Origin of the sequence: Amycolatopsis vancoresmycina (assembly GCF_000716785.1) — a bacterium.
GTDB classification, from domain to species: Bacteria; Actinomycetota; Actinomycetes; order Mycobacteriales; family Pseudonocardiaceae; genus Amycolatopsis; species Amycolatopsis vancoresmycina.
Genome location: NZ_JNYY01000004.1, coordinates 226,452 through 248,973, shown reverse-complemented (window position 1 = coordinate 248,973; position 22,522 = coordinate 226,452). Strand labels below are relative to the sequence as shown.

The following is a 22,522-nucleotide window of genomic DNA, read 5'->3' as shown; positions in this document are numbered from 1 at the left end:
CTTCGAACGCGTGCCGTTACGATCGGCGACACCGTCGGCGGAATGGAATCCCACTCGGGGTGTGTTGTGCTTGACGGATTGGTGTAGCGGAGAGCAGGAGGACCCGGTGGGACTCGATCCCGACGACCTGTACGAGGTGGACTCGGACGTCCCCGACCTGACCGGCGCGGTGCTGCTGCACCACTTCGAGGGGTTCATGGACGCGGGCTCGGCGGGCCGTCTGCTGGCCGAGCACCTGCTGGGCGGGGAGCACCGGGTGGTCGCCCGCTTCGACGTCGACCGGCTCATCGACTACCGCTCGCGGCGGCCGACGATGACCTACGCCGTCGACCACTGGGAGGACTACGACGCGCCCGAGCTGGTGGTGCACCTGCTGCACGACACCGACGGCACGCCGTTCCTGATGCTGTCCGGCCCGGAGCCGGACCACGACTGGGAGCGGTTCTGCGCGGCGGTCCGCAACCTGGTCGAGCGCTGGGGCGTCCGGCTGACCGCCGGGTTCCACGGCATCCCGATGGGGGCGCCGCACACGCGCCCGCTCGGCGTCACCGCGCACGCCACCCGCAAGGACCTGATCGGCGACAACCAGCCGCTGCCGAACCGGCTGCAGGTGCCGGGCAGCCTCGCCGCGCTGCTGGAGTACCGGCTCGGCGAGTGGGGCCACGACGCCATGGGCTTCGCCGCGCACGTGCCGCACTACCTCGCGCAGTCGACGTACCCGGCCGCGTCGCTGATCGTGCTCGACGCGCTGAGCCGCTCGACCGGCCTGAGCCTGGCCGAGGGGGAGCTGCGCGCGGCCGCGGAGCTGGCCGACGCCGAGATCAACCGGCAGGTCGCGGAGTCCGACGAGGTCGCCGACGTCGTCCGCGCGCTGGAGCGCCAGTACGACACGTTCATCGAGGCGTCCGAGCGGGGCAGCCTGCTCGCGGAGTCCGTCGAGCACATGCCGACGGCCGAGGAGCTCGGCTCGCAGTTCGAGCGCTTCCTCGCGGAGCAGAACGGCGGCGACGGCCCCGAACGGTGAGCGCGCGCTACGACGAGATCGGCGTCGGCTACGCACTCGGGAGGCGGACCGATCCGCGCTGGCTCGCGGCGGTCCTCGACGCTCTCGGCGACACTGCTTCGGTGCTCGACGTCGGGTCCGGGACGGGCTCGTACGAGCCGCCCGATCGGCGGGTCGTCGCGGTGGAGCCGTCCGCGGAGATGATCCGGCAGCGGGCGCCCGGCGCTGCCCCGGTCGTGCGCGCGGTCGCGGAGGCGCTGCCGTTCGCGCCATCGGTGTTCGAGGCCGCGCTCGCGGTGCTGACCGTGCACCACTGGGGTGACTGGCGCCGCGGTCTCGGCGAGCTGCGCCGGGTTTCCCGTCGTCAAGTCGTGCTGGCCTACGACACCGCGTTGCACAACGACTTCTGGTTCGTGCGGGAGTACGTGCCGGAGGTCGCCGAGCTGGAACGGTCCCGTCCGTCGGCGCCGGAGATCGCGGAGTTCCTCGGCGCGTCCGCGGTGCACGTGCTGCCGGTGCCGTGGGACTTCACCGACGGCGTCTTCCCGGCGTACTGGCGGCGGCCGGCGGCCTACCTCGACCCGGCGGTGCGCCGGTCGTGCTCGGCGCTCGCGCAGACACCGGCGGCGGCGGTGGACCGCGGCATCGCCCGCCTGCGCGCGGACCTGGAATCCGGCCGCTGGCACGACGAGCACGCCGGGCTGCTGGAGCTGCCGGAGTGGGACGCCGGATTCCGGCTGATCGTGGCGAACGCGGACTGCTAGCCGTGGCAGCCCTCTTCGTTGAGCGGCCCGATCGAGGGCAGGAGCAGCCCGCACAGGTAGCCGTCGATGAACCGGCCGCTCCCGGCGATGTTCGTGCCGAGCCGGACCAGCGGCGCCAGGCCCCGGATGCCGGCGGCGAGGGCGTCCTGGTTGCGCTGCAGCATCGACGTCAGCCGGTCGAGCTGGGTGAGCACCGGGCCGATCTGCGCTTCGTTGTCACTGATCAGGCCGGACAGTTCGGTGGCGAGCTGCCGCGAGCCGTCGAGGAGCGTGCTGATCGCGGTCTCGCGGTTGCCGACCTCGCCGAGCAGCTGGTTCCCGTCGGCCAGCAGCTGCCGCACGGCGGCGTCGCGGTCGACGAGCGTTTGCGAGACGACGCGGGTGTTGCCCAGCAGCGCGGCCAGCTGGCTGTCACGCGACGCGAGTGAGTCCGACAGCCGCGACAGCCCGGTGAGCGCGGCGCGGACACTCTGCGGTGTGTCCGCCAGCGTCGCCGACAGCGTGTCGAAGCTCTTCGCCAGCTGCGCGGTGTCGATGTGGTCCACTGTGGACGAAAGACGGCCGAACGCCGCCAGGATGTCGTAGGGCACGGCGGTGCGGGACCGCGGGATCGGCGTCCCCGGGTCGAGCGTGCCGGCGCCCTGCGGGTCGAGGGCGAGGTACTGCTGGCCCAGCACGGTCTTCAGCCGGATCGACGCACCCGTCGCGTCACCCAGCCACGCACCTTTGACCCGGAACGAAACGAGCACGTGGTCGCCGCGCAGCTGCACGTCCGACACGTGGCCGACTTCGACGCCGGCGATCCGGACGTCGTTGCCGTCGGCGAGCCCGGCCGCCTCGCTGAACTCCGCCGAATACGTCGTGCCGTCCCCGATCACCGGCAGGGACCGCGCGTTCAGCGCGGTGACCACGCCCAGGGTGAGCACGGCCAGCCCGGCGAGCGCCGTCTTGATCGGGGTCTCGGCGGCCCGGCGTGGTGACATGGCGTCGAGGGTGACGCGGGTCACGCCGGGCCGCCAGCCGGATCCCCCGATGAGACGAAGATCGGCGCCTCACGCGGCGGTCAGCGCGGGGTACTCGCGGTACTCGAGCGCGTTCGCCGCCCGGTCGGTCATCCAGGTGAAGATGCTGCCGAAGACGCGCGTGCTCAGCATCCGGTAGGCGCGGTTGCGGCTGCGGATCTTCGCGGCCGTGCGCGGCGCGAGGAAGTTGCCGGAGCCCTTGCCGTTCTTCTGCCCGACCGTGGCGGGCTTGCGCAGCCGCTGCTCGTACTTCGCGAACGCCGTCACGTGGTCGCCGCCGGCCGCCGTGAGTTCCCCGGCCAGCACCTGCGCGCCCATCATCGCCAGCCCGGTGCCGGACCCGCCGGGCCCGGCGCACCAGGCGGCGTCGCCGAGCAGCACGACCCGGCCGCGCGACCACCGATCGAGGTGGATCTGGCTGATCGAGTCGACGTACAGGTCGTCGGCCGCCGGGAGCGCGTCGAGCAGCTTCGGCGTCTCCCACCCGGTGCCGGCGAACAGCTGCGCGAGCAGCGCGCGCTGCTCGCCGGGCGTGCGGCGGTGGAACTCGATGTCGTCGGCGGCGAAGACCAGGTTGACGTGCAGCTTGCCCGGCAGCCGGTGGCTGCCCACGCTGAGGCCGCGGCCGGGCTCGTTGTACATCACGCTGGTGTAGTCGAGCCCGAGGTGGTTGGGCGCGGTGAAGCCGGCGATGCCGAAGCCCAGGTCGCGCCGGAAGTCCCGCTCCGGCCCGAACGCGGCGGCCCGCACCCCGGAGTGCACGCCGTCGGCCCCGACGACCAGGTCGAACTTCCGCGACGGCCCGCGCGAGAAGGTGACTTCGACGCCGTCGGCGGTCTCGGTGAGGCTCGTGACGCGGTCGCCGAAGACGTATTCGGTGTGGGCCGCGGTGTGCTCGTGGAGGATCCGCGCGAGATCGCCGCGCAGGATTTCGACTTCCCCGCTCCAGGCGGCGCCGGGCACGGTCAGCGCGGGACGGCCGTCGAGGCCGAGCACGGTCTGGTCGCCCATCGCGGTCTCGTACCGGCGGACTTCGTCGAGGACGCCCATCGCGGCCAGCAGCTTCACCTGTTCACCGCGGAAGTCGACGGCCTGGCCGCCGGGCCGCGGCGCGGGCGCGGACTCGACGACGGTCACGCGGTAGCCACCGCGGTGCAGCCAGTGGGCCGCGGACGGGCCGGCGATGCCGGCCCCGGAGACGAGCACGGTCTTGTCGGTCATCGGGAGTTCCTCTCGGGTCGGTGGTGACGATCCCGAGACTGCGCACGGCCGCTGACGGTCCTCGCACCATCCGCTGACGGTTCGGCCGGTGCGGGGCGGTTGCAGTCGCTAACATGGCGCGGTGGACCGCTCCGCCGAAGGCCGGATCCAGGGGGACGGCGAGGAAATCGTCGAAGCTCGCATCCTGGCGGCCGCCGCGCAGCTCATCGCCGAAGAGGGCTTCGGCCGGATGAAGATCGGCGGCGTCTGCGCCCGCTCCGGCTACGCGCGGTCCGTGGTCTTCCAGCACTTCGGCGACAAGGACGGGCTCGGACGGCGGCTCGTCGAGCACGCCGTCGAGGAGTTCACGAACGTCTACAGCGAGGCCGTCGCGGCCCGGACCGGGGCGGCCACCGCGACGCCGATGGACATGCTGCGCGCGCTGCTCGACATCATCTTCGAGCTGATCCGCACGATGCCCACGCTCAACCAGGCGTTCCTCGTCCTCTGGGGCGACGCCGCGGCCGAGTACTCGGGCCTGCGCGGCGCGCTGACCGAGGCCGACCGCCGGTTCCGGTTCGCCATCGCGCAGACCGTGGCCAGCGGGGTCGCGGACGGGTCCATCACCGGCGTCCGCGACCCCGACTCCTACGCCTCGGCGCTGCTCGCCCAGCTGCGCGGGATCTCGATGCAGGCCCTCATCGACCCCGACGGCGTCGACCTGCGTGGCCTGCGCGCCGAGCTGGAACGCGGCGTCGACCGGCTGTCCGCCGGCTTCCGCGGCTCGCTCTAAAGGGCGTAGACGATGCTCCGCAGCACGATCACGCCGACGAAGACCAGCGTGAAGGCGAGGTCGAGCGAGATCCCGCCGATCCGCACCGGCCGCACGACCCGCCGGACCGGCCCGATCACCGGCTCGGTCGCGGCGTGGGCCAGGCCACGGGCGCGCCGCGCCCACGGCGGCGTGTCGGTCACCATCCCGACCCAGTCCAGCACCATCCGCGCGACGAGCACGAGCAGGTACAGGCTGAGCAGGAAGCCCAGCAGCGTCCCTAGTGCACCCATGGTCCCTCCGTTCTCCTACCCGGGAGAACGCACGGGCGGCGCGCGGAGTGCCAGTTCTGTCCGGTTCACAGCATTTCACCAGGTTGACGGCGTGGACCTCACCCGAACGTGACCACGAGCCGGCCGTCGGCGGCGAAGGACCACTTCATCGTCCCGGCGTAGGCCGGGCACCGGGACCCGTTCTTGCCGGTCCAGAACTGGTCGGAGCCGTCGACGCTGCCCACGGTCTTGTCGTTCGACCCGCCACCGGCGAAGCGGCACGACGTGTCGTTGCGGAACACCGAGGTCCCGGTGTCGAAGGAGAAGTTGCGTTCGGCGTTGTCGATGCCGACGTTGTCGGAAACGGTGATGGTCCCGGGGTTGCTGTTGTAGGTGAACCCGTGGTGGCCGTTGCGGTAGGCGATGTCGCGCCGGACGACGTGGTCGACCGCGATCTTGTCGCCGCCGAGCTTGTAGCCGTTGCGATCGCCGTTCTTGTTGACGGTGCCGTTGCTGAGGGTGCCGTTGGCGTAGGCGAGGGAGTCTTCGACGGTCACCGGGCCGATCGGGCCGGTGTCGGTCTTGGTGTAGAGGTCCCAGCCGTCGTCGATGTTGTGGTGGGAGACGTCGTAGCGGAAGACGTTGCCGGGGCCGGCGGTGAGTTTCGCGGCGAAGCCGTCGGCGTCTTCGCCGTCGGAGTCGGCGTTGTCGTGCGATTCGGAGCTGACGACGAGGTTGTTCGACGGCCACTGGTCCTTCGGGGTGCTCGACGCGATGCGCGAGATCTGCAGCCCGGAGTCGCGGTTGAAGCGGGTCACGACGCGTTCGACGACGTTGTTGCTGCCGCCGACGAAGATCCCGTTGTCCCCGGCGCGTTCGACGACGATGCCGGTGACCCGCCAGTACGACCCGTTCAGCGCGAGCCCGCGGTTGGCCGGGTCTTCCTTCATGGCGGAGAAGTTCAGCACGGGGGTTTCGCCGGGGTAGGCCGACAGCGTCTTGCGGGCGCCGGACGTGCCGCTGTTGGCGGGGGCGATGGTGACCGTCTGGGTGTAGGAATAGGTGCCGCCGCGCAGGGAAATGGTGCCACCGGCGGTGATCCGGCCGAGTGCCGCGGGCAGGGTGGTGGGATCGGCCTGCGTCCCGGCGGCGGAGTCCTTGCCGCCGGGTGCGACGTAGAGGGTGGCGGCGGCGGCCGTGGCCGGCGGAGCCAGCGCGGCCGCGGTGACCAGTGCGGCGGCTGCGGTAAGCGCTTTCTTTATGCTGGCGGACGAAGTCATGCGCGCCTCCTTGCGGGCAGGAATCGACACCGAATCCGAGAGCGCTCCCAGCGTTGGCGGGGAACGGGATCTTCGGTGAGGCGACGGTAGCACCGGGGGTGCCGGGCGCGAGTGGGCCAAGCGGGTCGTCTGCACTGAAAACGCTTTCAGAGCGGTGGCGCCGGCCGCCGGACCTGGCTGGGACTGTCGTCATGGTCGCCGAGGGCCGGAAGCTGGTTGTCTACCCTACCCCCCTAGGGTATAAAGGTGGCATGAGCGAGCAGACCTACACCGTGACCGGCATGACCTGCGACCACTGCGTGCGTTCGGTCACCGAGGAGATCGGCGGGATCGACGGCGTCACCGGCGTCGTCGTGGACCTGCCGACCGGGAAGGTGACCGTGCGCAGCGGCACGGCCCTCGATGTCGCGGACGTGCGCGGCGCCGTCGAGGAAGCCGGCTACGAGCTGACCGCCTGAGCGGGGACACGGACATGAACACAGCAGCGAAGCTCTCCGCCTACGGTGCGGCGCTCGCCTTGGTCGCCGGCGGCGCCTGGGCGGGCGGCACCGCGGTCGGTCCCTTCTCCGGCGCGGCTGGAGTGCCCGGCGGCGAGGACGCCGGGCACGGGGACACCCACAGCGGCACCGTCGCGGAGGCCGAGCACCCCGAGCCCGGTGGGCTCGCGTCGGCCAGGGGCGGCTACACCCTCACGCCCACCAGTGCGACGCTCACTCCCGGGACGAACACGCCCTTCACCTTCCGCATCACCGGTCCGGACGGGCACGCGGTGACCGGGTTCGACGTCGAGCACGAGAAGCGGCTGCACCTCGTCGTCGTCCGGCGGGACACCGCCGAGTTCCAGCACGTGCACCCCGACCTCGCGGCCGACGGCACGTGGAGCGTGCCGCTGTCCATCAGGGACGCGGGCAGTTATCGCGCCTTCGCCGACTTCAAGCCGACCGGCGCCGCGGCGACGACGCTGGGCGTGGACCTCGTGGCGCCGGGCGACTTCCGGCCGGTGGACCACGCACCGTCGAGGACGTCCACTGTGGACGGATATCGGGTCCGGCTCGACGGCGACCTGGTGCCCGGCAGCACGTCGAAGGTCACCGTCACGGTCACGAAGGACGGCGAACCCGTCACCGGCCTGCAGCCCTACCTCGGCGCGTACGGTCACCTCGTGGCCCTCCGCGGCGGTGACCTCGCCTACCTGCACGTCCACCCGGACGGCGAACCCGGCGACGGCCGGACCCCCGCGGGCCCCGCGGTGACGTTCCACGCCGAAGTCCCCTCGGCGGGCACCTACCGGCTGTTCCTGGACTTCCGGCACGCCGGGAAGGTCCGCACGGCCGAGTTCACCGTCGACACACGAGAAGGAGCCGGGGCATGAGCACCGATGTGGCAACCGGCGAGGTCGAGCTGGCCATCACCGGGATGACGTGCGCGTCGTGCGCGATGCGGATCGAGCGGAAGCTCAACAAGCTCGACGGCGTGACCGCCACGGTCAACTACGCCACCGAGAAGGCGAAGGTCGTCTACTCCGGCGACGTCGAGCCGCAGCGGCTGGTGGAGCAGGTCGAGGCCGCGGGCTACGGCGCCACGCTGCCCACCCCGAAGCCAGAGACACCCGAGGGCGAAGACCCGGCCCGGGCGTTGCTGCAGCGGCTGGTCGTGTCGGCGCTGCTGTCGCTGCCCGTCGTGCTGCTGGCGATGGTGCCGGCCCTGCAGTTCACCTACTGGCAGTGGATTTCGCTGACGCTCGCCGCGCCGGTCCTGGTGTGGGGTGCGTGGCCGTTCCACCGCGCCGCCTGGGCGAACCTGCGCCACGGTGCGGCGACGATGGACACGCTGATCTCGCTCGGCACGTTGGCCGCGTTCCTCTGGTCGCTGTACGCGCTGCTCTGGGGCAGTGCGGGCGTCCCGGGGATGAAGCACCCGTTCGAGCTGACCATCGAGCGGATGGCCGGCGACGGCAACATCTACCTCGAGGTCGCGGCGGGCGTGACGACGTTCATCCTGGCCGGCCGCTACTTCGAGGCCCGCTCCAAGCGCCGCGCCGGCGCCGCCCTGCGGGCGCTGCTCGAGCTGGGCGCGAAGGACGTCGCCGTCCTGCGGGACGGCCGCGAGGAGCGCATTCCCGTCGACCGGCTGCAGGTGGGGGACCGGTTCGTGGTGCGGCCCGGCGAGAAGATCGCCACCGACGGCGTGATCGAGGACGGCAGCTCGGCGGTCGACGCGAGCATGCTCACCGGCGAAAGCGTGCCGGTGGAGGCCGGTCCCGGTGACTCCGTGGCCGGCGCGACCGTCAACGCGGGCGGCCGCCTGGTCGTGCGGGCGACGCGGATCGGGGCCGACACGCAGCTGGCGCAGATGGCGAAGCTGGTCGAGGCCGCGCAGACCGGGAAAGCCCAGGTCCAGCGGCTGGCCGACCGCGTGTCGGCGGTCTTCGTCCCGATCGTGATCGCCCTGGCCGTGGGCACGCTGGCCTTCTGGCTCGGTGCGGGCGGCTCGGCGTCGGCGGCCTTCACCGCCGCGGTGGCCGTGCTGATCATCGCCTGCCCGTGCGCGCTCGGGCTGGCGACGCCGACCGCGCTGCTGGTCGGCACCGGCCGTGGCGCGCAGCTGGGCATCCTGATCAAGGGGCCGGAGGTGCTGGAGTCGACGCGGCGGGTGGACACCGTGGTGCTGGACAAGACCGGCACCGTCACCACCGGCCGGATGGCGCTGGCCGGCGTCCACCCCGCCGACGGCGTCGAGGCGGACGACGTGCTGCGGCTGGCCGGTGCCCTGGAGAACGCTTCCGAGCACCCGATCGCCCAAGCGATCGCCCGCGGCGCGCGGGATCAGGTCGGCGACCTGCCCGAAGTCGGGGACTTCACGAACGTGGAGGGGCTCGGCGTCCAGGGTGTCGTCGACGGTGCGGCCGTGATCGTCGGGCGGACCACGCTGCTGGAACAGTGGAGTCTGCCGCTGCCCGACGCGCTGGCTTCCGCGAAGGCCGAAGCCGAGCAGCTCGGCCGGACGGCGGTCGCGGTCGGCTGGGACGGACGGGCCCGCGCGGTCCTGGTCGTCGCCGACACGGTGAAGCCGACCTCGGCCGAGGCGGTCGCGAAGCTGACGGGGCTCGGCCTGACCCCGGTGCTGCTGACCGGGGACAACGAGGCCGTCGCGAAGGCGGTGGCCGCCGAGGTCGGGATCGGGCGGGTGATCGCCGAAGTCCTGCCGAAGGACAAGGTCGACGTCGTCCGGCGGCTCCAGGACGAGGGCAAGGTCGTGGCCATGGTCGGGGACGGCGTCAACGACGCCGCCGCACTGGCCCAGGCCGACCTCGGCCTGGCCATGGGCACCGGGACCGACGTGGCGATCGAAGCCGCGGACCTGACGCTGGTGCGCGGCGACCTGCGGGCGGCCGTGGACGCGATCCGGCTGTCGCGGCGGACGCTGCGGACGATCAAGGGCAACCTGTTCTGGGCGTTCGCCTACAACGTCGCCGCCCTGCCGCTGGCCGCGGCGGGCCTGCTGAACCCGATGATCGCGGGGGCGGCGATGGCGTTCAGCTCGGTGTTCGTGGTCAGCAACAGCCTCCGCCTGCGCGGGTTCCGCGCGGCGAGCTGACCGGCCTCACGGGCACCAGACGAGGCTGGTCCCGGCCACCAGGGCGACGGCGACCGCGGCCGGCGCGACCAGCGCGGCGAACCCGCCCGCGACGGCCGCCGCCCGGGTCACCAGCCGCGGGCCGGTGCGGGCGGTGAGCCGCTGCAGCCGGATCGCGGTGTCACCACCCGCCATGGCCAAGGACCGCCGGGGCCCTTCGACCGCCCGGATCGCCAGGAGCGCGGACCGCAGGGGCCCGGCGCCGCACTGCGCCGCCGCCGCCCGGTCGGCCGCCAGTTCGACCAGCAGCCGGACCGCGCCGGGCAGCTCCCGCAGCAGCGGGACGAACCCCAGCGTGCGGCCCAGGACGTCCGCCACCGCGGTGAGCAGGTGGTGCCGGCCGCGGACGTGGGCCCGCTCGTGCGCCAGGACCGCGTGCAGCTCCCGAGCCGACAGCCGGTCCTTCAACCCCGTGCTGGCGACGATCAGCGCCCGGCGGCCGCCGAGGCTGTAGGCGACCGGCTCGTCCCGCGGCACCCAGAGGGTCGGCAGCGGCCCGTCGCCGCCCGCGCCGGACAGCTGGAGCGCGACCAGGTGGCGGCGGTGCAGGACGGCGTGACGCCGTCGGCGTCCGGCCGAGACCAGCGCGAGCCGGGTGGCCGCGGCCAGCACGACGGCGGCCGCCGCGCCCCCGGCGATCGGGTCGAGCGCGGGCAGCTCGCCGTGACCGACCGCGGCCCAGCAGTCGTGCAGCACGGCCAGGACGGCGGCCGCCGGGCCGTGTCCGGGCAGGACCAGCAGCAGGACGCCGGCCATGGTTCCGACGACGAGCCCGGCCGCGGTCAGCAACCACCAGGCGAGCGCGGTGCCCGGGCCGACCAGAGCGGAGAGCCTGCTCAGCGGCCGCGGCGACCACCAGCCGACCACCAGCACCCCGAGCAGCAGCGCCGCCGCGGTGATCACCGCTTGCGCGGCTTCCGGCGCAGCGCCTTGCGGAGGAATTCCGACTCTTCCTCCGACGCCGAACGCACGAAGTGCAGCAGCACCGACTCCCGGTCGCCGCCGGTGTCGAGCAGCTCCCGCAGCGTGTGCGCGGTGGCTTCCTCGCGGGACGTGCTCGCGGTGTAGTGGTAGGCGCGGTTCGCCATCTCGCGGACGACCCAGCCCTTGCGGTGCAGGTTGTCCAGCACCGTCATCACGGTGGTGTAGGCCAGGTCGCGGTGCCGGTTGAGCTCGTCGAGCACCTCGCGGACCCGCATCGGTTCCGTCGCGCTCCAGAGCACGTCCATGACCGACGCCTCGAGCTCGCCCAGCTTCAGCATGGCACCTCCGCGCCGCAGGATACCCAGTGCCGGCCGAGGAGTTGCCGGCACGCGGTGACGGCCGCCCCGGATTCGCCCGGGGCAGCCGTCACGACGATCAGCTCTGCGAAAGCAGGCCCTGCATCTCGGTGATCTCGGCTTGCTGGGCATCGATGATCTTCCGGGCCAGCGCCTTGGCGTCGGCGTTGCTGCCCTTGGTGAGCTCGGTCTTGGCCATCTCGACCGCGCCCTGGTGGTGCTCGATCATCATGCCGAGCCACATCTTGTCGAACTCGGCGCCCTTGGCCTGGCCGAGCTTCTGCGTGTCGGCGCCGGACATCATGCCCGGCATCGATCCGTGGCCCATCCCGGCGCCCCAGGTGGTCAGCCAGCCCTGCATCTGCCGGATCTCCGGGTCCTGGGCCTTCTCGATCCGGCTCGCCAGGTCGATGACCTTGGGGTTGGTGCTGCGGGACGGCACCAGCTTCGCCATGTCGAGCGCCTGGCTGTGGTGCGGAACCATCTGCTGGGCGAACGCGACGTCGTCGGCGTTGTGGCCGGCCGCCTCCTGGCCCGGCGACGGGGCAGGCGAGCTGGAGCTCATCCCCGGCATGGACGGCTGATCGCTGCTGCTGCACGAGCTCAGCACGAGCGCGGACGCGACGGCGACGGCGCCGGCGAGCAGGTTTTTGGGCATGGCAAATCCTTCTCTGTGGGTTGCTGCTGGAAGACCGCGGGGAACGCGGCCGGTCAGGTCCGCAGAACGCAGAGAGAAGTGAGGATCGCGCGGCCACGTCTGTCGGGTGGCCGTCCGGGGTGCGGGGAGCCGCGGGGACTCGCCGGTGCGGCGACCGCCGACGGTCGAGACCAGGCCAATGCCGTGAGCGCAAGGAAAAGGGCCACTACGGCGGAGATGATGGCCAGGCAGAGGTGAAGGAGGTTGTGGACGCCGTCCGGCATGCCGGGGTGCTGCTCGCCGGAGTCCGCCGTCAGCTCGGCCTGCGCCGTCTGCATGACCGGCATCGCGGCGGAGCCCTGGTGGTTCATGGCCGCGCTGACGTGGTGCATGGCGACAACGCAGAGCGCGAGCGCGCACAGCAGGAGAACCCGCTGTGCCTTGCCGAGCCGGGGCGTCGCCATACCTCTACGGTACTCAACCCGCGTCGGTCACGAAAACCAGTCTACGGTCCGGCTTAGTACGAACTGAATTAGTAGTTGCCGGGCCGGACCGGGCGGCGTCGCCCGGTCCGGCCCGGAGGTCAGGCCGTCGGCCGGGTCGCCCCGGCGTACTGGCTCTGCAGCGGCGAAATCTTGACGACGTCGCCGCTGGTCGGCGCGTGCACCATCTTGCCGTCGCCGATGTACATGCCGATGTGCGAGACCGGCGAGTAGTAGGCGACGAGGTCCCCGGGCTGCAGCTGGCTGCGCGGCACCGGGGTGCCGAACTGGGCCTGCGCCGCGGAGTTGCGGGGCAGGGTGATGCCGGCCTTGCCGTAGGCCCACAGCAGCAAGCCGGAGCAGTCGAACGAATCGGGACCGGTGGCGCCCCAGACGTACGGCTTGCCGAGCCTGCTCAGTGCCGCGTCCACCGCGATCTGCGCGGCCGCGGTCGGAGCCTTGACGTCGGGCGCCTTGCCGCCGGTGTCGCGCTGAGCTGCTTTGTCCGCCGCGCTCAGGGTCTTGTCGGCGGCCTTGATCTGCTCGATCTGGTCGTTGAGCGTCTTCTGCTTGGCCTCGATGTCCTGGGTCAGCTTCGCCGCGGTGTCCCGCGCGTCCTGCGCCCGTTTCGCGGCGTCGGCGGCCTTGTTGGCGGCATCGGTGGCCTGCCGGATGGTGCCGGTGAGGTTGTCCAGCGACGCGTTCTTGCCCGAGGCCAGCACTTCCAGGGCCGAGGACCGGTCGAGGAAGTCCTGAGTGGACGTGCCGGACAGCAGGGCGGAAAGCTTGTTGAGCTGGACGCCGCTGGTGAAGGACGCCCCGGCGAACTTGTCGACCTCGGCTTGGTACCTCTTCTGGTTTTCACTCGCCGCGGCGGCCTGGTCCTTCGCCGCGTTGACGTCGCTGGTGGCCTTGTCGAGGTCGGCCTGCTTGGCCTTGAGGTCTTCCTGGGCTTTGAGCAGGTCTTCGTTGAGCTTTTCGGCCTGGGCCGCGAGGTCGCGGTACTTGGCCAGTGCGTCCGACCCGGAGGGCGGAGCTTGCAGGAAGGGGACTGGGGCGGCGGTGGCCGTCGGCTGGGCGACGGTGACCACGAGGATCACCGAAGTCGCGGCCAGGACACCTGAAACCACGCGCCTGAGGGAATGCGACTGCACGGTCGCGCGGGTCTCCTTTGCTCGTCGTCCGCCGGTCGGCACGCAGGACGCCGAGCCGGGAGCGCTTCGTCCCCGGCGCGCAGCAGGGCGTGCTTGTCCGCACCTGGTGAGCTGTGCCGTGTGCTTCCGGTTCCCGGCTTCCCGAAAAAGCCTTACCCGGCGGTGATGTCGCGTCGCTGCCCGCTCGGCAGCTGCTGCCGCGAGATCACGGACAGGCTACGAAAACTCGCCGCCCGCGTCTACCTTCCAGCGGAAGAAAGATCCACCGCGACGGCGTCTTCCCTGGCGCCGCAAGCGATATCTGCTGCTACCCGGCATAGTAGGCGGTCCTCGGCGAACGGTGCCGGCTCAGCGAACGAGATCGGGTGCACAGCCGAAACAGAAAAAGGGAGAGACGTCGGTTCCGACATCTCTCCCGTTCACATCCCTGAAGTGCCCTCGGCAGGATTCGAACCTGCGACACCTGCCTCCGGAGGGCAGTGCTCTATCCCCTGAGCTACGAGGGCCCATCGCTGGGCGACTCGACAAGCTTAGCGCATGCCCCGAGACCCCCGTTCCGCAGGTGGGCCGATGAACGATTGCGCTGGTCAGGGGCATGAAGTTGATCGATTCGGGCCGACGTCGCTAGCGTGGGAGGCCCACCTGAAGGAGCCGAGATGGCCGAGCCGTTCCGGGTACCGCTCGACGAGGGCGATGTCGCCGACCTGCGGGAGCGGTTGCGGCGGACCCGGTGGCCCGAGGCCGAGACCGTCGGGGACTGGTCGCAGGGTGTTCCGCTCGCCTACGTGCGCGAACTCTGCCGCGACTGGGGTGAGGAGTACGACTTCGGGTTCGCCGGGCGGCTCAACGCGTTCCCGCAGTTCCGGGCCACCGTCGACGGGGTCGGGCTGCACTTCCTGCACGTCCGGTCGCCGGTGCCCGGTGCGCTGCCGCTCGTGCTCACGCACGGGTGGCCCGGGTCCGTGCTCGAGTTCCTCGACGTCATCGGGCCGCTCACCGACCCCGCGCGCCACGGCGGCGACCCCGCCGACGCCTTCCACGTCGTCGTGCCGTCGCTGCCCGGGTTCGGGTGGAGCGACAAGCCCGCGCTGAAGATCGCGCGGGTGGCCGAGCTGTGGGACAAGCTGATGACGTCGCTCGGCTACGACCGCTACGGCGCCCAGGGCGGCGACTGGGGCGCCGCCGTCACGAACGCCCTCGCGCGGTCCGGGCGGGTGGCCGGGGTGCACGTCAACTTCGCGCCGGTGCGGATGGACACCGCCGACCCCACGCCCGGCGAGCGCCGGGCCCTCGCCGATCTCGAGGAGTTCCGGCGGACCGGCAGCGGCTACTCCGCCCAGCAGGGCACCCGGCCGCAGACGCTCGGCTACGGCCTCACCGATTCGCCGGCCGGGCAGGCCGCGTGGATCGCCGAGAAGTTCTGGGCCTGGACCGACCACAAGGGGCACCCGGAGGACGCCGTCGACCGGCGGCGCATCCTGGACGCCGTCTCCGTCTACTGGTTCACCGCGACCGCGGCCTCGTCCGCGCGGATGTACTGGGAGAACAACGACCGCGATCTGTCCACAGTGGATGTTCCGGCCGGGGTTTCGGTGTTCCCCAAGGAGATCGTCCGGCCGTCGCGGCGGCAGGCCGAACAGCGCTACACCGACCTGCGGTGGTTCGAGGAGCTGCCCGTCGGCGGGCACTTCGCCGCGCTCGAACAACCCGAGTTGTTCGTCGGGCAGGTCCGCGGGTTCTTCCGGCTCGTGCGTTAGGCGAGCCAGCCGCCGGTCAGCCGCTGAACGGCCGAGCCGTCCAGGTCGGCGAACTTGACCGCGGCGAACTCCTCGGCCTGCTTCGACGTCTGGATCCGGAAGGGGGGCGCGTCCGCCGTCATCGCGTCCAGGATCACCGCGGCGACCTCGTCGGCGGTCTGCGCGCTCCGGAACGACTGCGTGACGTTGGCGATGTACTTTTCGAGGGAGCCGGCGTACGGGCCGGCCTCGGCGAAGAGCCGCTCGTCGACGCCGACGTTGGTGACGAACTCCGTCGCGACCGCGCCCGGCTCGACGACGCACACCGTGACGCCCTGCGCCGCGGCGACCGGCGCCAGTGACTCCATCAGTCCTTCGACGGCGAACTTCGCCGCGCAGTACGCCTCGTTGAAGGGCTGGCCGACCACGCCGCCGACGCTGGTCACCGTGATCAGGCGGCCGCCGCTCGCGCGCAGCGCCGGCAGCGCGGCCTTCGTCGCCTCGGCGACGCCGAAGAAGTTGACCTCCATGGTGTCGCGCAGCGCCGAGAGCGGCTCCTGCTCGAGCGTGCCGAGGTGGCCGGCGCCGGCGTTGTTGACCAGGACGTCCAGGCGGCCGTAGTCGGCGAGGACGCCTTCGAACGCCGCGCCGACGGACTGCGCGTCGGTGACGTCGAGCGGGCGGACGTCCAGCTCCGCGCCGGCGTCGTCCGCGGCATTGCGCAGCCGGTCGGCGCGGGCGATGTCGCGGAGGGTGGCGACCGTGCGGAAGCCGCGCCGGGCGGCCTGCACCGCGGTGGCGAGACCGATTCCGGTGGAGGTGCCGGTGATGAGGGCGACGCGGTCGTTGCTGGTCATGGCTACCTGCTTCAGGTGGATGATGATTAATGTAGTGAACTAAAATCACTATAGACATGGATGGTTCAGGTAGTCAACTATCCCGCTATCATCAGGGGATGAGCGCTGACCCGATCACCGACGACGTCGTCGCCCTGCTCGCGCGGATCGTCGACCGGTTCACCGAGTCCTACGATGCCGCGGCGTCGTCGCAGGGTCTGACGACGGTGCAGGCCAAGGTGCTCGCCGCGCTCCGGGAGCCGCTGCCGATGCACCGGATCGCGGAGAAGCTGAAGTCCGAGCGGTCGAACGTGACCGGGATCATCGACCGCCTCGAAGCGCGGGGCCTGGTGGAGCGGCGCCCGGACGAGCGCGACCGGCGCATCAAGAACATCGTCGCCACACCGGCGGGCGCGGTACTGGCCCGCAACTTCCGGCGCGCGCTCGGCTTCGCCGCGGAACCGCTGGCCGCGCTTGCTCCGGAGGAGCGTGTCCGATTGCGCGAGCTGCTGCAGCGGATGGTCGACGGCGAAGCGTGACAAATCCGCCGGGTGGGAAACCCCGCCTGGTGGATTGGTGGGCATGCTCCAGTCGCGGTAGTTTTCGGGTGGGTGAACTTAGGCTGCCCTCTGTTGCATATATGCGCATTCGACTATATGTTTGGCCCGACGGCGAACCGGGAACGGAGGCGGAATGGGGCACGGACACGGCCACGGGCACGCGATCGAGCCGGCGAGTGCGTCGGGCCGGTACGTGCGGAGCCTGACCATCGCCCTCGGCGTCGGCGCCGGCTTCATGGTGCTCGAGTTCGTCGTCGGCTTCGCGACCGGCTCTCTGGCTCTGATCTCCGACGCGGCACACATGTTCACCGACGTCCTCGGGGTCGGCATGGCGCTGGCCGCGATCGTCCTGGCCCGGCGCTCCGGCCCGACGGTCAGCCGCACCTTCGGCCTCTACCGCGCGGAGGTGCTGGCCGCGCTCGGCAACGCGATCCTGCTGTTCGGCGTCGCGGGGTACGTCCTCGTCGAGGCGATCGGCCGGATCAGCGACCCGCCGTCGGTGCCCGGCCTCCCGGTGCTGCTGGCCGCGACCGCGGGCCTGCTGGCCAACATCGTGTCGTTCGCGGTGCTGCGTTCGGGAGCGAAGGAGAGCCTCAACGTCCGCGGTGCGTACCTCGAGGTCCTGGCCGACCTGATCGGCTCGGTCGGCGTGCTGGTCAGCGGCGCGGTGACGCTCCTGACGGGCTGGCGCTACGCCGACCCGATCATCGGGGTGGCGATCGGGCTGTTCGTGCTGCCCCGAACGTGGATACTGGCCCGGCGCGCGCTGCGCATCCTCTTCCAGCACGCGCCCCAGGGCGTCGACGTCGGCGCGATCAACGCGGAGCTGTCCGCGCTCCCGGGCGTGGCGGACGTGCACGACCTGCACGTCTGGACGCTGACGTCGGGCATGGAGGTCGCTTCGGCGCACTTGACGCTGGCGCCGCCCGCGAAGCAGTCGGACGTGCTGACGGAGGCACAGAACCTGCTGTCGTCGCGGTACGCGATCGAGCACGCGACGCTGCAGGTCGAGGCGCCCCAGTGCGCGCGCCGCTGCCAGGAACTGTCCTGGTGAAGCGAGCCGGGACCCGCTAGGCGGGCAGCGGCTGGGCGCCCCGGCTCGAGAGCATCAGCTTCATCTGGTCCATCTCCGCACCCTGCGACGTCATGATGCTGGTCACCAGCGCCTTCAGTGCCGGCAGGGAAGAGTGCGACGCCGCGTACTGGGCCATCGCCGTGCCGCCCTGGTGGTGGCGGAGCATCAGCTGGAGGAAGAACACGTCCAGCTCCTTGCCCGACAGCGAACGCAGCTTGGCCAGCTGCGCGTCGGTGGCCATGCCCGGCATCAGCGCGCTGCCCGCGGGGTTGACCGAGACCGGGGCCATCGACATCCCCGGCATGTCACCGTGGCCGGCCATCGGCTCGGTCATCCATTGCATCGGGGCGCCGATCGCCTGCTCGGGCTGGTCCCACAGCATGAGCCAGCCCTTCATGCGGCCGACCTGCTCCAGCTGCGTGCGCTCGATGTCGAACGCCAGCTGGCGGATCTCCGGGTCCGTCGAGTGGTCACGGGCCCAGCCGGCCATCGTCACGGCCTGGAGGTGGTGCGTCGACATGTCCTGCGCGAAGCCGACCTCGACGGACCCGGCGGCCGGGGTGGCCGCCGGGCTGTCGTCGACGGCGCGGGTGAGGAACATGCCCGCCGTCGCGCCGATCAGCAGGACCGCGAGCAGGGTCCCGCCGATGATCACCCACCGTGACCAGATGGGCTGCTCGACGGGCTCTTCGGACGTCACTTGGTCGGCGTCGCCGAGGGCGCCGGGGCACCGGTCGAAGGCGCGCCCGAGGGCTGGTTCATGCCGCCCTGCTCCTGCTGCGCGCCCGCGGTGCCCTTGTAGTCCATCGGCTTGGCGTCGGGGCCGGGCTTCGACGGGTCGAACGCCGGCGGGTTGTCCGGGTCGAACTGGCCGGGGCCGAGGGCGTCACAGGACGCGCCGACCTCGGGGTAGACCCCGTTCGGGTTGGTGCGCAGGGCCGCGATGAACTCGTCGATCCGGGCGTCGTTGGCGTCGTCCAGCTTCAGCTGGTGGCCCCACGACTGCAGCGAGATCGGCTTGTCGAGGCCCGGGTAGGGCGACATCATCGTGAACGGCTTGCCCTTGACGCGGACGCTGAGCAGGTTCAGCGCGTCGCCGGTGACCTGCTGCGGGTTGTAGGCGATCCACACGGCGCCGTGCTCGAGCGCGTGCACCATGTTCTCGGTGCGCACCGCGTTCGGGTAGACGACGCCGGTGCACGCCGCCCAGTAGCCGTCGTGCGGGCCGCCGAACGGCGGCGTCTTGTCGTAGGCGACGCGCTCGGTCGGGAGCACGTGGACGCTGCCGGTGTAGGTCGCGGTCACGACGCCGGGGATGCGCTTCGAGGGGTCGGGGTCCGACGTGGTCGGCGCGAAGGACGCGGCGGCGGCCTCGCGGTCTTCCTGCTCACGCTTCGGCGCGGACTGGACCATGTAGTAGATGATCACCGAAGCGGCCAGCGCCACGACGGCGACGACGGCGACGATCGTCCCCCACGGCGTCCCCTTCTTGCTCACCACGGAACCGCGGGCCGCCTTCACCGCCGACCCCTTTTTCCGAGTTGTCCCGTTCGCCATGGCTCCCGCGTTCTCCCTCTGGTGGCTGCGGACGGATTCCCGCCGGGGCCAGTGTAGAGACCCGCCGTCTGATCACCGTTAACACCTCACGTGGATGCCCGTCGTGACGTGACCGAGACCGATGCAAGCGCCGGACCAGGGCACACCTAGAATTCGGCAAGTGACTCCCGCCGCTCTCGCCGACCTGGTCCGCAGCTCCGCCGTGCAGGTACTGACCGCACGCGGCATCGACGACACCGTGCTGCCGGAGCAGGTGACCATCGAACGCCCGCGCAACCCCGACCACGGCGACTACGCGACGAACCTGGCGCTGCAGGTGGCCAAGAAGGCCGGGCTGAAGCCGCGCGAGTTCGCCGAAGCGCTCGCCGAGGCCGTCTCGGCGGACGACGGCGTCGCCTCGGCCGAGGTCGCCGGCCCCGGCTTCCTCAACTTCCGGCTCGCCGCCGCCGCGCAGGGCGACATCGTGCGCCAGGTGCTCGACGCCGGCGCCGCGTACGGCCGCGGTGACGCGCTGGCCGGCACCCGGATCAACCTCGAGTTCGTCTCGGCGAACCCGACCGGCCCGATCCACCTGGGCGGCACCCGCTGGGCCGCGGTCGGCGACGCGCTGGGCCGCGTGCTGGCCGCGCAGGGCGCCGATGTCACCCGCGAGTACTACTTCAACGACGCCGGCGCCCAGATCGACCGGTTCGTCCGGTCGCTGATCGCCGCCGCGAAGGGCGAGCCCGCGCCGGAGGACGGCTACGCGGGCGGCTACATCAACGACATCGCCGCCAACGTCCTCAAGCAGGAGCCGAGCGCGCTCTCGCTGCCGGAGGCCGAGCGGCACGAGACGTTCCGCCGGATCGGCATCGAGCTGATGTTCGGCGAGATCAAGCAGAGCCTGCACGAGTTCGGCACCGACTTCGACGTCTACTTCCACGAGAACTCGCTGCACGAGTCGGGCGCGGTCGACGCCGCCGTGCAGGAGCTGAAGGACTCCGGGAACCTCTACTTCGAAGACGGCGCCTGGTGGCTGAAGTCCAAGGAGTACGGCGACGACAAGGACCGCGTCGTCATCAAGCAGGACGGCAACCCGGCCTACATCGCCGGCGACCTGGCCTACTTCAAGGACAAGCGCAACCGCGGCTTCGACCTGTGCATCTACATGCTCGGCGCGGACCACCACGGCTACATCGCCCGGCTCAAGGCGGCGGCCGCGGCGTTCGGCGACGACCCGGGCACGGTCGAGGTGCTGATCGGCCAGATGGTCAACCTGGTCAGCGACGGCAAGCCGGTCCGGATGTCCAAGCGCGCCGGCACCGTGATCACCATGGAGGACCTGGTCGAGGCCGTCGGCGTCGACCCGGCCCGCTACGAGCTGATCCGGTACTCGGTGGACTCCACTTTGGACGTCGACCTGGACCTGCTGCGCAAGCACTCCAACGACAACCCCGTCTACTACGTCCAGTACGCGCACGCGCGGCTGGCTTCCTTGCAGCGCAACGCCGCCGATCTCGGCCTGAAGTCCTCTTCGGACGTCGACTTCGGACTGCTCACGCTGCCCGCCGAGGGCGACCTGATCCGCACCATCGGCGAATTCCCGGAAACCGTGCGCCGCGCCGCCGAAATGCGGGAGCCGCACCGGATCGCGCGCTACCTCGAAGAACTCGCGGGCGCCTACCACAAGTTCTACACCGTGGGCCGCGTGCTGCCCATGGGCGACGAAGAGGCGACCCCTCTCACGTACGCCCGGCTCGCGCTGTGCGAAGCCGCCCGCCAGGTCCTGGCGAACGGCCTCGCCCTCCTCGGTGTCTCCGCTCCGGAACGGATGTAAGAAATGGCGCACCCCGCGGGCCCCAGGCACGCCGACGTCTACCCCCACGCCGACACCTCCGGGCTGCAGCCGTCCGGGGTCGAAGAGCTCGACAAGCTGCCCGCGAAGGTGTGGCCCCGCAACACCTTCCGCGCCGCCGACGGCGTCGTCCGGATCGCCGGCGTCGACGTCCGCGAGCTGGCCGAGCAGCACGGCACGCCGCTGTTCGTCGTCGACGAAGCCGACTTCAAGTCGCGCTGCGCCGACTACGCCGAGGCGTTCGACGACCCGTCGCTCGTGCACTACGCGTCCAAGGCGTTTCTCTCCATCGAGATCGCCCGCTGGGTGGCCGAGCAGGGGCTGAGCCTGGACGTCTGCAGCGGCGGCGAGCTCGCCGTGGCCCAGCGCGCGGCCTTCCCGGCCGAGCGGATCACCTTCCACGGCAACAACAAGTCGCCCGCGGAGCTGGAAGCCGCGGTCGTCGCCGGGGTCGGCACGGTCGTGCTCGACAGCTACTTCGAGATCGCTCGGCTGGCCGACATCGCGGCCCGCCACGACGTCGTGCAGCCGGTGCTGATCCGGGTCACGGTCGGCGTCGAGGCGCACACCCACGAGTTCATCGCCACCGCGCACGAGGACCAGAAGTTCGGCTTCTCCCTCGCGAGCGGTGACGCCGCCGAGGCCGTGCGCCGGGTGCTCAACGCGCGCTCGCTCAAGCTCGTCGGCCTGCACAGCCACATCGGCTCGCAGATCTTCGACGCCGACGGCTTCGAGGTCGCCGCCCGCCGCGTCGTCGGGCTGCTCGCCGACCTGGCCAAGGAGCACGGCCCCGAGCTGCTCGACCAGCTGAGCCTGGTCGACCTCGGCGGCGGCTTCGGCATCGCCTACACCGAGAAGGACAACCCGCCGCCGCCGGCGCAGATGATCACGCAGATCCGCGAGATCGTCCGCAAGGAGTGCGCGTACGCGGGCCTGCCGGTGCCGCGGATCGCCGGCGAGCCGGGCCGCGCGATCGCCGGTCCCGGCACGATCACGCTCTACGAGGTCGGCACCATCAAGGATGTCTCGCTCGGCGACGAGTCCGCGCGCCGGTACGTCAGCGTCGACGGCGGGATGAGCGACAACATCCGGACCGCGCTCTACGACGCCGTGTACGACGTCCGGGTCGTTTCCCGCTCCGCGGGCGACGACGGGCAGCCGGTCAAGGCCGTGCTGTCCCGGGTCGTGGGAAAACACTGTGAGTCCGGCGACATCGTCGTACGAGACTGCTGGCTGCCCGACACGCTGGCTCCCGGCGACCTGCTGGCGGTCGCGGCGACCGGCGCGTACTGCTATTCGATGGCGAGCACGTACAACCGGATGCCCCGCCCGGCCGTGGTCGCCGTGCGCAACGGCAGCTCGCGGCTGCTGCTGCGGCGGGAAACGACCGACGACATGCTGCGCCTGGAGGTCTGAGCACCA

The 22,522-nt window shown here is 71.5% G+C and carries 23 protein-coding genes and 1 tRNA gene; 11 read left to right on the top strand and 13 right to left on the bottom strand.

Annotated features, from left to right (window positions below):
• The first annotated feature begins 106 nt into the window (after positions 1 to 106).
• Entirely contained in the window at positions 107 to 1,024 is a 918-nt protein-coding gene (locus OO60_RS10965) for a proteasome assembly chaperone family protein (protein WP_004559135.1), read from the top strand.
• The gene (locus tag OO60_RS10960; RefSeq protein ID WP_004559134.1) at positions 1,021 to 1,767 is read left to right on the top strand and encodes a class I SAM-dependent methyltransferase; all 747 of its coding nucleotides are present in this window, start codon (positions 1,021 to 1,023) and stop codon (positions 1,765 to 1,767) included. The genes OO60_RS10965 and OO60_RS10960 overlap by 4 nt, the downstream gene beginning before the upstream one ends.
• Here OO60_RS10960 and OO60_RS10955 read toward each other — a convergent pair.
• Together OO60_RS10955 and OO60_RS10950 are read right to left on the bottom strand one after the other, a co-directional pair.
• Complete coding sequence (locus OO60_RS10955; protein WP_033261343.1) at positions 1,764 to 2,750, bottom strand: MCE family protein; 987 nt, start codon at positions 2,748 to 2,750, stop codon at positions 1,764 to 1,766. The two genes, OO60_RS10960 and OO60_RS10955, sit on opposite strands and share 4 nt — an antisense overlap.
• A gap of 69 nt (positions 2,751 to 2,819) precedes the next feature.
• A complete protein-coding gene (locus OO60_RS10950) occupies positions 2,820 to 4,010 on the bottom strand; it encodes an FAD-dependent monooxygenase (RefSeq protein WP_004559132.1) in 1,191 nt (396 codons plus the stop codon).
• A gap of 121 nt (positions 4,011 to 4,131) precedes the next feature.
• Between OO60_RS10950 and OO60_RS10945 the strand changes: the two genes are divergently transcribed.
• The gene (locus OO60_RS10945; RefSeq protein WP_004559131.1) at positions 4,132 to 4,782 is read left to right on the top strand and encodes a TetR family transcriptional regulator C-terminal domain-containing protein; all 651 of its coding nucleotides are present in this window, start codon (positions 4,132 to 4,134) and stop codon (positions 4,780 to 4,782) included.
• Here the strand turns inward: OO60_RS10945 and OO60_RS10940 are convergent.
• Positions 4,779 to 5,054, bottom strand: a complete 276-nt coding sequence (locus tag OO60_RS10940; RefSeq protein ID WP_004559130.1) for a YggT family protein — start codon at positions 5,052 to 5,054, stop codon at positions 4,779 to 4,781. The two genes, OO60_RS10945 and OO60_RS10940, sit on opposite strands and share 4 nt — an antisense overlap.
• 98 nt (positions 5,055 to 5,152) lie before the next feature.
• The gene (locus OO60_RS10935; RefSeq protein ID WP_004559129.1) at positions 5,153 to 6,313 is read right to left on the bottom strand and encodes a right-handed parallel beta-helix repeat-containing protein; all 1,161 of its coding nucleotides are present in this window, start codon (positions 6,311 to 6,313) and stop codon (positions 5,153 to 5,155) included.
• Positions 6,314 to 6,564: 251 nt separating this feature from the next.
• Between OO60_RS10935 and OO60_RS10930 the strand changes: the two genes are divergently transcribed.
• The 3 genes from OO60_RS10930 to OO60_RS10920 are packed head-to-tail and all read left to right on the top strand — an operon-like array spanning position 6,565 to position 9,910.
• The gene (locus OO60_RS10930) at positions 6,565 to 6,771 is read left to right on the top strand and encodes a heavy-metal-associated domain-containing protein (protein WP_004559128.1); all 207 of its coding nucleotides are present in this window, start codon (positions 6,565 to 6,567) and stop codon (positions 6,769 to 6,771) included.
• A 14-nt stretch (positions 6,772 to 6,785) separates the two neighbouring features.
• Positions 6,786 to 7,685, top strand: coding sequence for a hypothetical protein (locus OO60_RS10925; protein ID WP_004559127.1), 900 nt, complete (start codon positions 6,786 to 6,788; stop codon positions 7,683 to 7,685).
• Positions 7,682 to 9,910, top strand: a complete 2,229-nt coding sequence (locus OO60_RS10920) for a heavy metal translocating P-type ATPase (protein WP_004559126.1) — start codon at positions 7,682 to 7,684, stop codon at positions 9,908 to 9,910. The genes OO60_RS10925 and OO60_RS10920 overlap by 4 nt, the downstream gene beginning before the upstream one ends.
• Before the next feature lie 6 nt (positions 9,911 to 9,916).
• Here the strand turns inward: OO60_RS10920 and OO60_RS10915 are convergent, their stop codons facing one another.
• From OO60_RS10915 to OO60_RS10890, 6 genes are all read right to left on the bottom strand, one after another.
• The gene (locus OO60_RS10915; RefSeq protein ID WP_033261281.1) at positions 9,917 to 10,852 is read right to left on the bottom strand and encodes a M56 family metallopeptidase; all 936 of its coding nucleotides are present in this window, start codon (positions 10,850 to 10,852) and stop codon (positions 9,917 to 9,919) included.
• Positions 10,849 to 11,211: a BlaI/MecI/CopY family transcriptional regulator gene (locus OO60_RS10910; protein WP_033261280.1), complete on the bottom strand. Its 363-nt coding sequence runs from the start codon at positions 11,209 to 11,211 to the stop codon at positions 10,849 to 10,851. The genes OO60_RS10915 and OO60_RS10910 overlap by 4 nt, the downstream gene beginning before the upstream one ends.
• A 97-nt stretch (positions 11,212 to 11,308) precedes the next feature.
• On the bottom strand, positions 11,309 to 11,887 hold the full coding sequence (locus tag OO60_RS10905) for a DUF305 domain-containing protein (RefSeq protein ID WP_033261279.1): 579 nt from the start codon (positions 11,885 to 11,887) through the stop codon (positions 11,309 to 11,311).
• A gap of 53 nt (positions 11,888 to 11,940) precedes the next feature.
• A complete protein-coding gene (locus OO60_RS10900) occupies positions 11,941 to 12,330 on the bottom strand; it encodes a DUF6153 family protein (protein WP_003085259.1) in 390 nt (129 codons plus the stop codon).
• A 119-nt stretch (positions 12,331 to 12,449) separates the two neighbouring features.
• Positions 12,450 to 13,502, bottom strand: coding sequence for a C40 family peptidase (locus OO60_RS10895; RefSeq protein WP_051767670.1), 1,053 nt, complete (start codon positions 13,500 to 13,502; stop codon positions 12,450 to 12,452).
• Positions 13,503 to 13,935: 433 nt separating this feature from the next.
• Positions 13,936 to 14,008: transfer RNA gene (locus OO60_RS10890), tRNA-Arg, on the bottom strand.
• 150 nt (positions 14,009 to 14,158) lie between these two features.
• Between OO60_RS10890 and OO60_RS10885 the strand changes: the two genes are divergently transcribed.
• Positions 14,159 to 15,259, top strand: coding sequence for an epoxide hydrolase family protein (locus OO60_RS10885; RefSeq protein ID WP_003085263.1), 1,101 nt, complete (start codon positions 14,159 to 14,161; stop codon positions 15,257 to 15,259).
• Here OO60_RS10885 and OO60_RS10880 read toward each other — a convergent pair.
• Positions 15,256 to 16,095 (bottom strand): SDR family oxidoreductase, encoded by an 840-nt coding sequence (locus OO60_RS10880; protein ID WP_003085265.1) that lies wholly within the window; start codon positions 16,093 to 16,095, stop codon positions 15,256 to 15,258. The genes OO60_RS10885 and OO60_RS10880 overlap by 4 nt on opposite strands.
• A gap of 98 nt (positions 16,096 to 16,193) precedes the next feature.
• On the opposite strand from OO60_RS10880, the gene OO60_RS10875 reads away from it, so the two are divergent.
• Together OO60_RS10875 and OO60_RS10870 are read left to right on the top strand one after the other, a co-directional pair.
• A complete protein-coding gene (locus OO60_RS10875; protein WP_003085266.1) occupies positions 16,194 to 16,613 on the top strand; it encodes a MarR family winged helix-turn-helix transcriptional regulator in 420 nt (139 codons plus the stop codon).
• Between the two features lie 154 nt (positions 16,614 to 16,767).
• The gene (locus OO60_RS10870) at positions 16,768 to 17,688 is read left to right on the top strand and encodes a cation diffusion facilitator family transporter (RefSeq protein ID WP_003085268.1); all 921 of its coding nucleotides are present in this window, start codon (positions 16,768 to 16,770) and stop codon (positions 17,686 to 17,688) included.
• Between the two features lie 16 nt (positions 17,689 to 17,704).
• Here OO60_RS10870 and OO60_RS10865 read toward each other — a convergent pair whose 3' ends face one another.
• Positions 17,705 to 18,409, bottom strand: a complete 705-nt coding sequence (locus OO60_RS10865; RefSeq protein ID WP_003085270.1) for a DUF305 domain-containing protein — start codon at positions 18,407 to 18,409, stop codon at positions 17,705 to 17,707.
• A complete protein-coding gene (locus OO60_RS10860; protein ID WP_003085273.1) occupies positions 18,406 to 19,230 on the bottom strand; it encodes a thioredoxin-like domain-containing protein in 825 nt (274 codons plus the stop codon). Before OO60_RS10860 ends, OO60_RS10865 begins: the two co-directional genes overlap by 4 nt.
• Before the next feature lie 196 nt (positions 19,231 to 19,426).
• On the opposite strand from OO60_RS10860, the gene argS reads away from it, so the two are divergent.
• Together argS and lysA are read left to right on the top strand one after the other, a co-directional pair.
• A complete protein-coding gene (gene argS, locus OO60_RS10855; protein WP_003085277.1) occupies positions 19,427 to 21,082 on the top strand; it encodes an arginine--tRNA ligase in 1,656 nt (551 codons plus the stop codon).
• A 3-nt stretch (positions 21,083 to 21,085) separates the two neighbouring features.
• A complete protein-coding gene (gene lysA / locus OO60_RS10850; RefSeq protein ID WP_003085280.1) occupies positions 21,086 to 22,516 on the top strand; it encodes a diaminopimelate decarboxylase in 1,431 nt (476 codons plus the stop codon).
• Positions 22,517 to 22,522 lie beyond the last annotated feature (6 nt).